The sequence below is a fragment of the Flavobacterium sp. SORGH_AS_0622 genome (assembly GCF_030818825.1).
Taxonomy (GTDB): Bacteria; Bacteroidota; Bacteroidia; order Flavobacteriales; family Flavobacteriaceae; genus Flavobacterium.
The window spans coordinates 2,326,844-2,340,975 of sequence record NZ_JAUTAX010000001.1 but is presented as its reverse complement, the minus strand read 5'-3'; the positions used below and the strand labels follow the sequence as shown (position 1 = coordinate 2,340,975).

Annotated in this window: 15 protein-coding genes and 1 tRNA gene; 5 read left to right on the top strand and 11 right to left on the bottom strand. The window is 33.7% G+C overall.

Annotated features, from left to right (window positions below; all coding sequences use genetic code 11):
- Positions 1-8: 8 nt before the first annotated feature.
- The 3 genes from QE431_RS10160 to QE431_RS10150 all read right to left on the bottom strand — a co-directional run bounded on the left by QE431_RS10160 (position 9) and on the right by QE431_RS10150 (position 5,073).
- Positions 9-830 carry an N-acetylmuramidase family protein gene (locus tag QE431_RS10160; protein WP_307295451.1) on the bottom strand — a complete coding sequence of 274 codons (822 nt, stop codon included), beginning with the start codon at positions 828-830 and terminating at the stop codon, positions 9-11.
- Entirely contained in the window at positions 830-2,980 is a 2,151-nt protein-coding gene (locus QE431_RS10155; RefSeq protein ID WP_307295449.1) for a hypothetical protein, read from the bottom strand. Before QE431_RS10155 ends, QE431_RS10160 begins: the two co-directional genes overlap by 1 nt.
- A gap of 77 nt (positions 2,981-3,057) precedes the next feature.
- Positions 3,058-5,073 carry a hypothetical protein gene (locus tag QE431_RS10150; RefSeq protein WP_307295447.1) on the bottom strand — a complete coding sequence of 672 codons (2,016 nt, stop codon included), beginning with the start codon at positions 5,071-5,073 and terminating at the stop codon, positions 3,058-3,060.
- A gap of 259 nt (positions 5,074-5,332) precedes the next feature.
- Here QE431_RS10150 and QE431_RS10145 point away from each other — a divergent pair, with 259 nt between their 5' ends.
- The 4 genes from QE431_RS10145 to QE431_RS10130 are packed head-to-tail and all read left to right on the top strand — an operon-like array spanning position 5,333 to position 7,811.
- Positions 5,333-5,764 carry a hypothetical protein gene (locus tag QE431_RS10145; RefSeq protein WP_307295445.1) on the top strand — a complete coding sequence of 144 codons (432 nt, stop codon included), beginning with the start codon at positions 5,333-5,335 and terminating at the stop codon, positions 5,762-5,764.
- Between the two features lie 4 nt (positions 5,765-5,768).
- A complete protein-coding gene (locus QE431_RS10140; protein ID WP_281865594.1) occupies positions 5,769-6,416 on the top strand; it encodes a hypothetical protein in 648 nt (215 codons plus the stop codon).
- Positions 6,389-7,171, top strand: coding sequence for a sensor histidine kinase (locus QE431_RS10135; protein WP_307295442.1), 783 nt, complete (start codon positions 6,389-6,391; stop codon positions 7,169-7,171). Before QE431_RS10140 ends, QE431_RS10135 begins: the two co-directional genes overlap by 28 nt.
- Positions 7,161-7,811 carry a response regulator transcription factor gene (locus QE431_RS10130; protein ID WP_057118077.1) on the top strand — a complete coding sequence of 217 codons (651 nt, stop codon included), beginning with the start codon at positions 7,161-7,163 and terminating at the stop codon, positions 7,809-7,811. Before QE431_RS10135 ends, QE431_RS10130 begins: the two co-directional genes overlap by 11 nt.
- A 1-nt stretch (position 7,812) precedes the next feature.
- Here QE431_RS10130 and QE431_RS10125 read toward each other — a convergent pair whose 3' ends face one another.
- A complete protein-coding gene (locus QE431_RS10125; protein ID WP_134141369.1) occupies positions 7,813-8,325 on the bottom strand; it encodes an adenine phosphoribosyltransferase in 513 nt (170 codons plus the stop codon).
- A gap of 114 nt (positions 8,326-8,439) precedes the next feature.
- On the opposite strand from QE431_RS10125, the gene QE431_RS10120 reads away from it, so the two are divergent.
- Positions 8,440-8,513: transfer RNA gene (locus QE431_RS10120), tRNA-Arg, on the top strand.
- Here the strand turns inward: QE431_RS10120 and QE431_RS10115 are convergent.
- The 7 genes from QE431_RS10115 to QE431_RS10085 form a co-directional block, all read right to left on the bottom strand.
- Entirely contained in the window at positions 8,479-10,029 is a 1,551-nt protein-coding gene (locus tag QE431_RS10115) for a recombinase family protein (RefSeq protein ID WP_307295436.1), read from the bottom strand. The two genes, QE431_RS10120 and QE431_RS10115, sit on opposite strands and share 35 nt — an antisense overlap.
- A complete protein-coding gene (locus QE431_RS10110) occupies positions 10,026-10,190 on the bottom strand; it encodes a hypothetical protein (protein ID WP_307295433.1) in 165 nt (54 codons plus the stop codon). Before QE431_RS10110 ends, QE431_RS10115 begins: the two co-directional genes overlap by 4 nt.
- A 59-nt stretch (positions 10,191-10,249) precedes the next feature.
- Entirely contained in the window at positions 10,250-10,534 is a 285-nt protein-coding gene (locus QE431_RS10105; RefSeq protein ID WP_307295432.1) for a hypothetical protein, read from the bottom strand.
- A 4-nt stretch (positions 10,535-10,538) separates the two neighbouring features.
- Positions 10,539-11,555: a hypothetical protein gene (locus tag QE431_RS10100; RefSeq protein WP_307295430.1), complete on the bottom strand. Its 1,017-nt coding sequence runs from the start codon at positions 11,553-11,555 to the stop codon at positions 10,539-10,541.
- A 149-nt stretch (positions 11,556-11,704) separates the two neighbouring features.
- Positions 11,705-12,568, bottom strand: a complete 864-nt coding sequence (traN, locus tag QE431_RS10095; protein ID WP_307295427.1) for a conjugative transposon protein TraN — start codon at positions 12,566-12,568, stop codon at positions 11,705-11,707.
- A 12-nt stretch (positions 12,569-12,580) separates the two neighbouring features.
- On the bottom strand, positions 12,581-13,870 hold the full coding sequence (gene traM, locus QE431_RS10090; protein WP_307295426.1) for a conjugative transposon protein TraM: 1,290 nt from the start codon (positions 13,868-13,870) through the stop codon (positions 12,581-12,583).
- Positions 13,871-13,883: 13 nt separating this feature from the next.
- Positions 13,884-14,126, bottom strand: a complete 243-nt coding sequence (locus QE431_RS10085; protein ID WP_307295425.1) for a hypothetical protein — start codon at positions 14,124-14,126, stop codon at positions 13,884-13,886.
- Positions 14,127-14,132: the final 6 nt, after the last annotated feature.

The following is a 14,132-nucleotide window of genomic DNA, read 5'->3' as shown; positions in this document are numbered from 1 at the left end:
TTTAATTCTCATAAGTATTTTTGATAAGCTCTCATCAACTTCTCATCGTATTTATTGGTTTTATAAGCTGGTCCATTATATTTTAGGGCAAAGGATGCCCAGTTTTTATTTCGTAAAAGTGATAATAGATTATTTTTTTCAAGGAATAATCCGAAAGCTTTTAAATGTTCGCCTTCGTTTTGATTCATTTTTTCTACAAACTCATCGATGCTTTGGTAACCAATTGAAAGGGCATTAAAACCCATTATTTGAAATAATCCCCACGAAGCCGAACTGTTGGCCGCATCTTTGATTTTTTTATCCTGACCTAGATTTCTAGCTTTTTCTAATCGCGTGTATTCTGCCGTCCCTCCAACATAATATTTTCTAGTATAGTTTTCAAATAGAATATCTTGATTATTGGAATTCATATAAGATCTCGGATTAATTCCTCTTTTCTCTAGTTCACGCCAAAAAATATGTCCTTCAAACAGAATCTTCGGACGACCATCAATTAAAAACCCTTTTCCGTTACTTTCCACTTCATTTACCGCTTTTACAACTGCCAATTCAAGATTAAACTGATTCGAAAAATCGATTAGATTTTGTTCTGAAAGTAATTTGGTATTTGGAGATAAACTATTCGTGTTCTTCGCAATAATTGCCGACCATGTTTTGAGCCCGACAACGCCGTCAACAACCAGATTATTTTTCAATTGAAAATCCCTGATTGCTTTATCTGTTGCTGTTCCGAAATAATCGGAAACAACTACATCATATTTTAATTTGGCTAAAAGTTCATTTAAGTAATAAACTTCTGGAGACTTTACTCCTGCTTTTATAGTTCTCATTATTTTTTATTTATGGTAATTATTGATGCTTTTGAGAAATCAAAAACTTCATTTTTTGTGGCCGTTAGATTGTCATTTTTGTCAAAATAATTGACTTTGTATGAAATCAATGTATTATTGTTCGTTGTATTTTTAATAATAAAATTGAACAATATTGGTGTCGAAAACTCCGATTTTAAACGTTCTATAGAAAATTTACTTCCCGTTTCCTGAACCGTTAAATCAATTGTAATTCTGCTTGTTGCAGCTGTCTGACTTTTGATTTGAACTTGGATGTATCTATTATACGCTGTTGACTGCGAAACAATTTGACTAAACTCGGAACTAATATTTTCTATGTTTTCAAAATCAAAATAAACATTCTTTAATTCGCTGGAAGCACTCGGATCAATTGCCGAAAAATCTAAAAGTTTGGTATCATTACTAATAAGCTGCGGATAATTTTTAAAGAACACACTATTCAAATACGTTGCGTTCTGATTGTAAACCAATAAAATAGAATTGAGTTTACAATTTGAAATCGATTGGTTGTTAATTTGTATTTTCTTTGCAGCATTATCAATTAAGGTTTCTAAGATTTCGCCAATAGTCTGCTCAATATTTAATTCGATGATGCTGGAATCTTTAATTTCTTTGTATTTGAAATTAATATTGGCATATTGCGTAATCGTATTATTCAAGGCATTGATCATAATGCTTGCTTCAGATAAATTTTCGGTTGAAAGATTGAATAAAAAGTGCTTTCCATCTGTTGTAATATCGGATTGCTGCAGAAAATAATTACCGCTTACTTCGTAATCTGCCGAGATATCATTTGGATAGAGAAATTGCACTTTATCAAAGTAATCAGCTGCATCGCCATCAATAAAATTATTCTGCAGCAAAGCAATTTTCAATTTTGCCAAATCAAAATCGGAAAGGTTTGGACCAATGGCAAACTGAAAACTGATTTTTGAGATCTCTTCCGCCGTGCCCGCGCCTTCTTCATAAGCATGAAAAATAGTCGAAATACAAGGCTTCATTGTATTTAAATCTTTCGATAAACTATAAATCTTAGAGATCAACAAAAATGTATTCGGCTGAACCATAGATTTGTAAATTGATAGTTTACTAAAATTAAAGCCTGTTACAAAAATTTGTTTGAACTGAGAAAAGTCCTCGTTTAGATTAAAAGGAATATTTACAAATCCGCCGCCAATAGTTTTGTACAAACTTGACGCAAGATCTGCACCAATTGGATAACTTACTGTTTTATTGATTTTGAGCAGAAAAGTACTTTTTACATATTCTTCCTGAACATCGGCTTTTATACTGTTTTCTCGTTGTATTTCAGATATAGCGACTTTAGGAGCGACTTTTATTCCTAAATCTGATCGTACCATTAACGGACTGCTTATAAGTGTCGCTTTAGGCTGTAAAACGGTTTTAGGCGAAGTAAAATCTTTTTTGATAACATCCTGACTTCTTAGGATTGAAATATCTCTCGCAAATAGAAAGTTTCTCTTTATTTTGGAATATCCTTTAAAATCAAAAAAAAGATCAATATTACATTTTAAGTCATTTAGGTTTGAAACTAAATTCAAGAAAGCAATTTTAACGGCTTCATCAATCAAATCAAATTGAATTTCTTGCGTTGCAGTGTTTACTATTCCATTTATTTTTATAAAATCACGATTTACTTTTAGGTTTAAAACTGCTTCTCTGAGGTTTAAAGTAATACTTTTTTGATTGGCCTGTAAAGTCTTGTTTTTGATGCTGTATTTCAAAGTTACTTTTCCCAAAAGTCCACCTTTATTTCCTGATTTGTCTGGAACATTTTCATAATAAAAAACGGTTCCGTTATTAGGTTCTATTTCAATTTGAGGAAAAAATAAAGTGATTTCATTTTTAAAATAATCCTTAAAGGAATCGTTCTCTGTAATGGCATTATCTCCTTCAATAAGAGGAAAATAACTCTCAATAATTGGAAAAACCAAAATAGGTTTTATGTCTATAGAATGAATGATAGGATGTTCGATTACCCTAAATTCATTTTCTTTTTTAAGCGTCGCAGCAGTAAAAGCTGTACTCGGTTTGGAAGGTTCGAGATTGAATCGGTTTAAGGGCACCAATTTGGTTCCTTCGAGTTTAAATGTATTTAAATCTGGCATGACTATTTGGTTTAATGATTAGTGACTTATGAAACAAAAGGGACGTAATGTCCCTTTTGTAAAATGTCTCAAAAAAATTATTCCATAAATGGAGCTCTGATTTTCTCGATATCAGCATTTTGAGCGTCAGTTCCCGTTGGAATTTCAAACAAAACATCTCCTTCTTGATAATCAATTTTGATGTAATCTGTTGAAATAGAAACTTTTTTAGATTTTTTTCCGATTTTGCCGCTACAAGTGTATTTCACTTTATATTCCGTTGGTTTAATAGTATAATCTAATTCATACCACGCTCTATACGGAATTGCATCTTCGAAATTATCAACAGTAAACTTGAATTTTTTAGACGACATTTTGTCAACTTTAAACGTTACTTCCATAGTATCACAATCATACAATTCCTCTGTTGACAAAGTGTAATTGATCATATTTTGGATTGGAAGCGGTACGAAGACTTTTGTTCCTTCAAATTCAAACTCTCTTGTTGTGTCTTTCAACTTGATTCTCTTGTCTTTTTCGTACATTACTTCCTGACGAACTTTAATCTTAGAAGAACCGTTGTTTTTTACAAAATCAAACACAAAAGCATTCTTTTCTTTTGATTTATCATTCCAAGTTGCTGGGAAAATTGCATCGATTTCTTTACCAGATCTGCTCGTATTTTTTACGTACGGAGTTCCTTCTGGGGCGATCATTCTGCCAGAACTTTTCCAGATTAATTTTCCTTTAGAATCAGGATATCCAACTTCGATAGAAACTTGACTTACAGGACTGTCATTGACAATGTCGCTGTCTTTGTCCAATTTAATTAAACCTCCGTTCAAAGAAGCAATAACTTGAACTTTAGAAAAATCTTCATCTAACTGAATTTCTGTAATATAATTTTTCAAATCTGCTTTTGCTTCTGCACCCGATTTTAAAGTAAGAGGCGTTAGATTACCGCTGATTTTAGAATCTAAAACCTGAATGGCAGAGAATTTAATTTCATCTGTAAATTTAATTGCACGAATCTGGCTTCCAGACTTAAGATTCATTCCCACACTGCCAAGTCCCATAAATAAACGGAAGAAACCATTTGGTTTTTCGGGAGATGAAACTGGTGTAAATTGTTTTTCAGGAGCGTCAAATATTTGTTTTTTCACTATTTCAAAAGCAAATTCTCGCTGTTTTTGCAGTAAAGAATCTTCAACCTTTTTCTTTTCTTCGGTCGAAAATTGCTCATCTGTTATTACTTCACTTGTAATACCTCCTTCTGTAAGGATTTTTTCGTACTCATGTTCCCAGTTTAAATCAACAAATGACCAGCTTACGCTTGTTTTAGCAGAAAAATAAGTATGTACTTTTTTAACGTCAACCGTTGTTTTAATAACTGTAGTCGGCATGTAAGCTTTGTACTTGATATTATTTTCTATAACAAGATTGTTGCTTCCGATTTCTAAGGCATTTTTTACCAATGAAGCGCTATTTCTTCCCATTAAAATAGAAAGCGCATTATCTCCTAATCCAAAAGTAGTTCCTGCTCCTTCTCCTTGAATGTTAAAAGTCCAGGGATTGGCGCCACCAAAAGGATTATTTGGTGATTTTTCGCCCACAACGTGCATCGCAATGTTGTTTTGTGTCAATTGAATTGGACGTACATTGGTCGAATTAAAATCTTTATCAACTCCAATTAAGAAAGAAAACAAGCCAAAAAGTGTTGAATTTCTGTGGTTTTTATAATCACTATTAAGTCTTGCTTTTAATTTATCGATTGCTTTTTTCAATAAAGCTTCAGGTAAATCAATTGTACTGGTCAAAGTCGTATAAGCGCCTGCTTCTTCTTCCAATCCTTCTGCACCAATTACTGTCGAAGAATCTCCTTCTGATTTAAATACCTGCATGGCAAACTTAAATCTCCCATCTGGATGTTTAGATAGTCTTGGGTACTTTGGGTAATAGTAAAACTGCATTGGCAATCCAGCATCTCTTAATAACATATTATTTGGATCTGGCGAAAAAAGAACTGCGAAATCTGCTCCATCTTCTTTTTCTAAAAGAATTTCTACTGTTCCGGCTCCTGCATGAGGATAACCTAGGGGTGTTGGTTGTGACATAATTTAAAAATTTAGTTAATTACTTAATAAGGTTTACATTTTTGAGTGCCTGTTTTTTACACGAAAACTGACGATGTAAAATTCTATTTTTATAAAATGTTACGTAACAGCACTTTAACCCATTTTTTTGAATAAATTTACCTAACGAAAAAAGGGTATATTTCCCCTTGTTCCAATTTTAGGTTTCAAATAATTTTGTCCCCAACAGAACTTCAAAATCCTGTTAACTAAATCCATAACCAATAAATTAATAAAAATCATGAAAAATCCTCCCGCAAAACCAAGTCAGTTAATTACTAAAGAATTTGCTAGACAATTAAATGTGAATTACAACAACAAAAGAGCTTCGCTTACAGCAAAAAAAACGCAGAAAGAAGATGCAAATGCTATTTGGTATTCTTTGGAAGAATTAGAAAACTACATTCACTACATCAAAACAAACGGAGCAAACGATGGATATAATGTAGACGGAATCCGTTTTTATTTTGGAGTTTATCCAGATGATGAAAAGCATGGCGAAAAAGCTGGATTAACAACTTTATTTTTGGTTCCAACTGGAAAAAAGATAGAAAACAATACAGCAAAAATTCAAAGTTTTGCTTTAGTACAAGAAGCCTACTCTTCTGACATTCAAAGCCTTGAACCAATGAATTACGGAAACATCGGAAGACCACCAAGTTTATTATATTAAAACTATGTTTGAATTTTTAAGATCTTATATCATTTATCTGGCTTTATTATCAGGAATAGTTGGCTTGTTTTCAATGCCAAAACTTCCTGGTAATAAAGCTAAATTTTTAGTACTTTTAATATGGTTTTCAATCATAACCGAAATTGTAGGCTACTATTTTACCCAATGGACGGGCTTGCTGAACTTTTATGTTTACAATTTCTACATGTTCGCCAGTTTTTCTGCCTATATCTTACTTTTAAGAGCCTTATTAACTAAAATTAACAACAGAACCTTAGCTGTTATTTTTCTAATCCTGTTTATTGTTTCTTTTTTCTTAAACATATTATATTTTAAAGAAGACATAAACCGTTCATTTACATACAGCTTTGCAATTGGTGTTTTATTGGTATTGATTTTATGCTGTTTATATTTGATTGAGATTTTTAATTCAGAAAAGATATTAAATTTTAAAAAGTCGGTTTTTTTCTGGTACATTTTAGGAATACTTGTTTTTCATGTTCCTTTTACTCCTTTTATGCTGGCTATCAATTGGTTTTTAATCAAACAAGACGAATCTATATTTAGCTTAGTATTATTCATTTTAAATTTTCTAGCACATAGCTGCTTTATAATCGGATTTATATGGAGCGAAAAGAAATACAATTATTAGTCATTTCCCTTGGTATTGTTTTCTTTACCTTGATTATCGTTATAGTTGTTATTTTCTTCTATTTTTTTAAGAAGAAAAACAACTTTGTGGTAGAGAGAATGGAAGCTGAATTGTATTTCCAATCTGAACTTGTTAAAACCAGAATAGAGATAAAGGATCAGACTTTATCTGAAATTAGTAAAGAACTGCATGATAATATTGGCCAGATTATTTCGGTCGCCATTATGCAGCTTAATATTTCGATAAGCAATAAAAACGTTCAGATTAGTGAACTTAAAGACATGAAAGTCGTTTTGGCTAAAGCTTTAGACGAATTGAGAATTCTTTCCCGCATTATAAACAAAGATAATTTACTTCAAAACAATTTTTTAGAAGCCATTCATCAGGATTTAGAAAGAATTAAGAAACTTAAAAAAATCAAATACAATTTTAATCAAATTGGAACAGTTCCAGCAATAAATGAAGAACATGAATTAATCATTTACAGAATTTTTCAAGAAGCGCTTCATAATAGTTTAAAACATTCTCGAAGCGATTTATTTGATGTGAATATTGAAACTGCCGATTCCGTTTTTAAGTTACAATTGAAGGATTTCGGAATTGGATATGATCTCAAAAAATCAAATTCAGGATTAGGATTGAATAATATGAAATTGAGAGCCAAACTAATTGGTGCTGACTTAATTATGAATTCTGATAAAAATGGAACTAGTGTAACTATCGAATATCCTTTAACGCAAGACCATGAAAACTAACCCAAAAAATAAAATCATAATTGTAGACGATCACCTGCTTTTTTCGCAGTCTCTCGAACTGCTAATTAAAAGCTTTGGCGATTATGATGTAATCCAGCGTTTTGAAAACGGAAAAGTGTTTATTGATTATCTTGAAGAAAACTCTTCAGCAGAAATTGATCTTATCTTACTCGATGTCAATATGCCCGTTCTCGATGGACTGAGCACTATGAAATGGTTAAAAGACAATAGACCCGATCTCAAAGTAATTGCTTTATCTGTGAATGACGACGAAGAAATTATTATAAAAATGATTACGAATGGCGCCAAAGGTTATTTACTAAAAGATACTTCGCCCGAAATATTTAGGGAAGCAATAGAATGTGTAGTCGAAAAGGGCTTTTATTTCACAGAATTAGTTTCTGGAATGCTTATTAATAAGGTCAATAGCGACAATAGAAAAATCAATTTAAAAGAAAAAGAGATTGTTTTTATCAAACATGCCTGTACCGAAATGACCTATAAGGAAATTGCATCACAGATGTGTTTGAGTCCAAAAACTATTGACGGTTACCGAGAAATACTCTTTGATAAACTTGAAATAAAAACCCGAATCGGACTTGTACTTTATGCTATTAAGCATAAAATTGTTTTTGTATAGCTTAATAAGTTAATGCTGCAAAGAACGGATATTCTTTAATTTTTTCTCTTCCGTTAAGAAAAGTCAGTTCCATTAGAAAATTGCATTGCACAATTTCGCCTCCCAGTTTTTCGACCAATTCACAAACCGCCTTTGCAGTTCCGCCTGTAGCTAAAACATCATCGTGAATTAATACACGGTCGCCTTTTTGAATAGCATCTGTATGCATTTCTAAACTATCAGAACCATATTCTAACTCGTAAGAAGCAGAAATTGTTTCATAAGGAAGTTTTTTAGGTTTTCTAACAGGGACAAATCCAGCATTTAATTCTTGAGCCAGCAACATTCCGAAGAAAAAACCACGAGATTCTGCTCCTACAACCTTATCAATTTTTTGTCCGTTTAAAGAATCAACCAAGATTCGCAGGCAATTTGTTCGTGCTTCGGGGTTAATTAGTAACGGAGTGATGTCTTTGAATAAAATTCCTTCTTTAGGAAACCCCTGAATATCACGCACATAATTTTCAATCTTCATTTTTTTTTATTTTTCTGTTATTTTTTGCTTGTTTATCTCACATTTATGCCTATCTTTGCACCCGCAATAAGCAATCAACAAAGCTACAAAAAATTAGCTAATTGATAACAAAAAGGCCTCGTGGCGCAACTGAATAGCGCATCTGATTACGGCTCAGAAGGTTACTGGTTTGAATCCAGTCGAGGTCACTCTACGGGACAAAAGATAAAAATCATCTTTTGCCCCGTTTTTTTTACTCTCTAACTCTTTGTTAATCAAATAAATACTCTCTACTATTTTGTTAACTCTAGCGGTTTGTACTTTATTTTCTTTTATAGTGAAATTTTCGGGATAAACCAAACCAATCAGGCTTCGTGCTTCTGATAAAGCCATATCTAAGTAAGCTTGATTTATTTTAATTAAATTATCAATACCTTTAACTAACAGGCCTTCAATGCTATGTTTGTCTTTTGCTATCGATGATAATTCTCTCTCAAGGTTTGTAATTCGTACAGCGTAGTCTTCTTTCATTAATTTATAATCATCGGAATCTATTTTTGATGTTAATAGAAGATCTCTTGCATTGCTTAACCTATGCTCATAATCTTTAATCTGTTCCAAGAGTCTTCTTTTCTGCTCACCAGCATTGTTTGCCATTTCTCGGTGAGTTTCATATAAAACTGAACTGTATAATTTTTTGATCTCTGGTATGGGTTGATATTTTTTTAAATTTTCAACAAATAATTCATTGGCTACCTCAGAATTGATTCTAAACTTACACTTTGTTTCACAATGGTAATAATAGTAGTGTTTATGTCTGCCTTTACACTTGCTACCCTGAAGCTTCTTTTGGCACTTTGGACAATTAAAGAACCCTCTCAGAGGAAATTCTACAACTGTTTTAATTTTAGGCCTGTAAATACGAGATTTACCGTCTAAAATATCCTGAACATTATAAAAAAGACCTTCCGAGATTAAAGGCTCGTGCTGTCCTGTAACTAACATGCTTTCTTCATCTTTATATTTGGGAACAAAAATTTTACCATAGTAAATTGGGTTCCTAATTAATCCCCACATATTGCTTTTTGTCCTTTTAAAACCTCTTTTGCATGCAAGATGATAAACCTGCTCAGTATTAAATACTCCTCTTGCAATCTCCTCAAATATCCACCTCATTACTGACGCTGCTGGTTCTACAAGAGCTATATACTTCGTTCCGTCTTCTTTTGATTTATTAGCATAACCAAATGGTGCTGTTCCCATATATCTACCTTCTTTTTTAGCTCTTCTCATTCCATGAAAAGTATTTAAAGCTCTTCTGTCATTTTCTACTTCAGGAGCAGCAAGGTAAAAAGCAAGCATCATTTTGTTCTCTGGAACGGATAAATCAAGTGGTTGTTCAATTGCCTGTGGCTCCACTCCAAGTTTTCGCAGAACACTTATCATTTGGTATGCATCTCCAGCATTTCTGCTGAACCTGTCCCATTTTGTAAATAAAACAAAATCACACTTATTTTTCTCTTTTTTAAAGTTAAGAAGCAGTTTATTCCACTGAGGTCTATTGAAGGTTTTGGCTGAATGGTCTTCATAGATAACATTTCTCACCTCGATATAATTTATGGAACAGTACTTACGTAGCACTTCTTCCTGATTTCTTTGTGAATAGCCTTTTTCAGCCTGTTCATCTGTACTTACACGGATGTATAAATCTGCAATAATACTCATGATTCTAAAAATTTTGATACGACCGCATGGGCCAATTTTCGTAAAAATAGTAAAATTTCGGTTGCTTCTTCAATTGTAACATTCATACCCTCAGAGTTTAACATTTTCAAAGCTTTCTCTGGAGTTATTTTTCCCCTCATTTCTTCTTCTTCATTTTCCATCATCATTTAATAAAAATAATAAAAGCCCATCAAGGGCTTTTATGGTGATTAATCTAAGTTCAGTCGTAAAAGTAAATCTTACTTCCCTGCGTTTTTTTAAACGAAGGTTCGTACTTAAGATATCCATAAGTACTTAGTTCATTTATACATCTATAATAGGTAAAAGCCGAAGAAATTTTAGCCAAAGGGGTTATTTCATGTCTATAGACTTGTATTGGATTAGTAAAACCCTTATCAACCCTATATTGAAGCAAGGCGGCATACAGCGCAATATGTGTCGTACTTATACGGAAATCTTTTTCTATAGCTAAAAAGAAATCTGATAAAGGTTTTAGCGTTTCCATTTAACTATAAAGTTTTAGCCTTGCTTTTTTTTGGAGATCTTTTTTTTTCACCTTCCTCCGATTGTGGCTCCTCTTTATGACCTGCATCCTTTTTCATTGATTTGCCTTCACTTTCCCCTTGCTTCTGATCTTTGCTTTCTCTATGATTTATTCTTTCCATATTTCCATCATAAACATTAACAGTCTTAAACTGAGGATTTGCCTCCACATACATTTTACTTTCAGTACCGCCGACAACAAAAGTCGCCGACTGAAGGTTTCCTTTCTTTAGCGAATTCAAAAGGTCTTCTTTATACTTCGGAGTATTCAGTTCCTTGATTGAATGTTTTGCCAGACTTGCTTCCAGATCATACCCGTAGTTCTGATGGTATTGATTGAGTTTAAAATTTCCCTGAGAGTCTGATTCTTTGAAGTTCATTTTTAACCAGCAATTGTAACTCTCCCCTTCTTTATTTTTAAGATCTTTATTGACAGATCTGCCTTCCATCAAATTATAAGCCTCTTTCATTGTAATACTGGCGCTGTCTTTGTTGATGTAAAAGGTGTGTTCCAGGCCAGGTTTGTTCTCTTCTTTCTGCAGATTGACGTGATATGAATTAAAAAAGTACATATCGGTCTGTTCAGACTTTTTGAAATTTAATTCTACAGTTAAGGTATCCTTATTTGGAACACCATTGTTCATAATACCGTTGTGCATGATTTTAAAATCCTGATCACCTTTCATCATTTTCTCTCTCAGTTCAGCATCAAACGTCTCTCCAAAGCCATTGTATTTCAGCTGGTCTTTCAGGAATTCAAAATTTTTCTGATTCATAATATTTGTATTTAAATTGTTATCTAATATTTCTTTGCTCTCCCTAAACAGCTTGGCAAATCCAGTAAGTTCAAAAGCTTCATTATCGAACGTTTTAATTCCGCTCTCTAAAACTGCTCGTAAGTCGTCAATAACTGATTCAACCGGCGGGCTCTGAAAATAATTCGCATCATTGGTCATAACCAGACAGTACTTCTTCGCATCCAATGGATTTCAAAAAACTCAATTGTGTTAGTATCAGTCACCTCATCTGTATTAAAGGCAGCAAATCGATGGCCGTTATAAGCCATTTCCTCAGCAAACGACAGTATTATTTCAGTATCAGCTAAATTGATTATCATAATTTATTTTAAACCTTAAAAAGTGTCAATATTGAATTCTGTAATCGGAAATACCTTATCAGTCAGACTATTACTTATATCTACTTCCAAATGTCTTCCGCCTTTTTTTTCAATCATCTGAATCGTCAGATACTTATTCTCAGGGATGGTAAATTTCTGCAGGGCATAGACTTTTATTATTTCAGATTTATAAGGAATTACAGAAGATGATGAAGTAGCATACAGAGGCTCTACTTCAATTTCCTGTGAGGCAGTCCGTTTTGATTTTCTCTTATCCTTGATAAAAAAACGAAACTGATCAATATCGTAGTTAATCTTTGATTTGTTTTCAAAAACAACACGCAGATACAAAACATCCTGCTGGATAAAGATGCCGTTCACCTCCAGTCTGATTTGATACTTTGATTTTTTTAGACCACTGATTTTTTTCTTTTTGGAATATGCAGCCGAAGCACACTGTTCGATCCTTTTCTGATTTTCGTTTTCTAAAGAAAACAGCACATCCCTGCTTGTCGCCGCTGTATTTTCAGCATTAATATTTAGATCCGGACACTCATCATTATAGTTTAGCACAAACACATACAATCGACCGTCAGAAGTGACGGCTGTCAGATTGGTCTGGATAAAAAACTGCTTTGCCGCTTTTACAAGCACTATATTTTCTACACCTTTTGCTTTCTGAACCAGCACATCTGCGCTCCCTTTGTCAATGCTCTTGATTGGATAAGGGAAAACGATGCTTGTGGTTTTAGAAAAACCTACTTGTAGATTTTTATACTGGTCTTCGTAAAAGACAGTTCCCCTTGCGTTTGACTGTGGATTAACTGAAACACAAACCAGCAGAAAGCTGATTAAAAACAAATAATTCGCTCTTTTCATATTTTCTCTCTTTTAAGGTTTTAAATTCTTTTGTTTTTCATCATATAGCAGCACCTGATACCCTGCCTTTACAACCACTTTTATGAGTTTTACCTTTTTGCTCATCAGACTTTTAGCAGCCTCGATACCCATACCTGCGGCCTGTGCACCCCAAGAATCCGGAATCCCAGTAAGACCGAGTGTCTGAATGGATCTGTCAGCTGATGCCTTAGCCACATCCCTGTTAATCGCTCCGGGAATATAGATGCCGTCAATCCCGTCCATATCATAGACTGTCAGCTCGACGGGAAATATCGAATTATTGTACTGGATGTTTTTGATTTTTACCTCCAGCCTCTCTCCTTTTATAGCCGCCATACCATACAAAAAAGTATTTCTGGGTATCATTGTTCCTTGGAGAAAAATATCATTCGTAAGTCTTAATTTAACCACCGAGCCATTAACAATAGTCTGCGTCTGATGCACAACTGCTTCAATAGAATTTTGTATTTCTTCAGCAGGCTGTGCTTCGTCCAGAGAATAAAATTTATTAGTTTTCAAAGAGGTCTGCAAATCTACATTCCGCTGAAGTGAGCTTATGTTATTCTCTACTTCTTTTTTATGTACTGAATATATTTTGCCTTTTTTGCTCTCAGATGTTTGTTTAAGCCTTTCCTGCACACGCTGCGGATGCTGTATATCCAAAATATTTTCCAGCATACCGCCTAACTGCTGAAGTTCGGGATCAGGTTCCTGCGGAGTGCTCATGGCTGACATTAGCCCTTCGAGTTTTTTAATCTCTTCCGATTCACCTCCAGAAGTGCCGTAATTTTCAAATTCCCTCATGTCCTGACCGTAACTTGGGACTGCAGGCTGGCTGATTACTTTTTCAAGTGCTCTGAGCTTCTCATAAACTTTCTGTTCATTGCGGTCCTGAAAAGACTGAGAATTAAAAGCCGATCTGTTTTTTGGAAGCATGCGGGATTCAAAATCATTTGCGGAAAAAGAATCTGCTTTATCTTCCGAGACTTTACTATCAATATAGTTCGGATCTTTTTTTATCTGCTCTAGAAATTTTATCGAATCAACTGCCGCCTGATCGTAATAGCTCATCTTATCCAGTGCTGAATCTTCTTTAAATTTAGGCAGTGGCAGATTAAAATTGAATCCCTTCTTTTCATCGCTCCCTGGCATCTTGGATTTCATTCTTCCGCCGCCTAATGAATAAAATAAGAATGTGAGAAATGGAAATGTTATAAGGGGCAGCATTAAAAGCATCTTTCTCTTTTTAGATTCCATTGGAGATACTATTTTCTCTTGCATAATTTTAGTTTTTTTAATTGATCGTCTTAATTTTTGAAGCTGCTGCAACCTCAGCTTCTTTATAAAATGTCCTATACAGGTTATAAATTAAGTAACCCGATGTCAAAACAGTAAAGAACAGAAGACCCCAGATCAGTTTTGTTTTAGAGAGCCCGTCTGTGACTCTCTTCATTTTTTCTGCCCATCTTTTCTGCAATAGCAGATAATACTTGTGATACACAAAAGGCTCAGTCTGTCTTGTAAAAAAGGATTTCATAAATCT

Excerpts from the sequence above, each read along its gene's own strand:
- QE431_RS10160 (WP_307295451.1), bottom strand. The coding sequence starts at position 830 with ATGAGAACTATAAAAGCAGGAGTAAAGTCTCCAGAAGTTTATTACTTA.
- QE431_RS10155 (WP_307295449.1), bottom strand. The coding sequence starts at position 2,980 with ATGCCAGATTTAAATACATTTAAACTCGAAGGAACCAAATTGGTGCCC.
- QE431_RS10150 (WP_307295447.1), bottom strand. The coding sequence starts at position 5,073 with ATGTCACAACCAACACCCCTAGGTTATCCTCATGCAGGAGCCGGAACA.
- QE431_RS10145 (WP_307295445.1), top strand. The coding sequence starts at position 5,333 with ATGAAAAATCCTCCCGCAAAACCAAGTCAGTTAATTACTAAAGAATTT.
- QE431_RS10140 (WP_281865594.1), top strand. The coding sequence starts at position 5,769 with ATGTTTGAATTTTTAAGATCTTATATCATTTATCTGGCTTTATTATCA.
- QE431_RS10135 (WP_307295442.1), top strand. The coding sequence starts at position 6,389 with ATGGAGCGAAAAGAAATACAATTATTAGTCATTTCCCTTGGTATTGTT.
- QE431_RS10130 (WP_057118077.1), top strand. The coding sequence starts at position 7,161 with ATGAAAACTAACCCAAAAAATAAAATCATAATTGTAGACGATCACCTG.
- QE431_RS10125 (WP_134141369.1), bottom strand. The coding sequence starts at position 8,325 with ATGAAGATTGAAAATTATGTGCGTGATATTCAGGGGTTTCCTAAAGAA.
- QE431_RS10115 (WP_307295436.1), bottom strand. The coding sequence starts at position 10,029 with ATGAGTATTATTGCAGATTTATACATCCGTGTAAGTACAGATGAACAG.
- QE431_RS10110 (WP_307295433.1), bottom strand. The coding sequence starts at position 10,190 with ATGGAAAATGAAGAAGAAGAAATGAGGGGAAAAATAACTCCAGAGAAA.
- QE431_RS10105 (WP_307295432.1), bottom strand. The coding sequence starts at position 10,534 with ATGGAAACGCTAAAACCTTTATCAGATTTCTTTTTAGCTATAGAAAAA.
- traN (WP_307295427.1), bottom strand. The coding sequence starts at position 12,568 with ATGAAAAGAGCGAATTATTTGTTTTTAATCAGCTTTCTGCTGGTTTGT.
- traM (WP_307295426.1), bottom strand. The coding sequence starts at position 13,870 with ATGCAAGAGAAAATAGTATCTCCAATGGAATCTAAAAAGAGAAAGATG.
- QE431_RS10085 (WP_307295425.1), bottom strand. The coding sequence starts at position 14,126 with ATGAAATCCTTTTTTACAAGACAGACTGAGCCTTTTGTGTATCACAAG.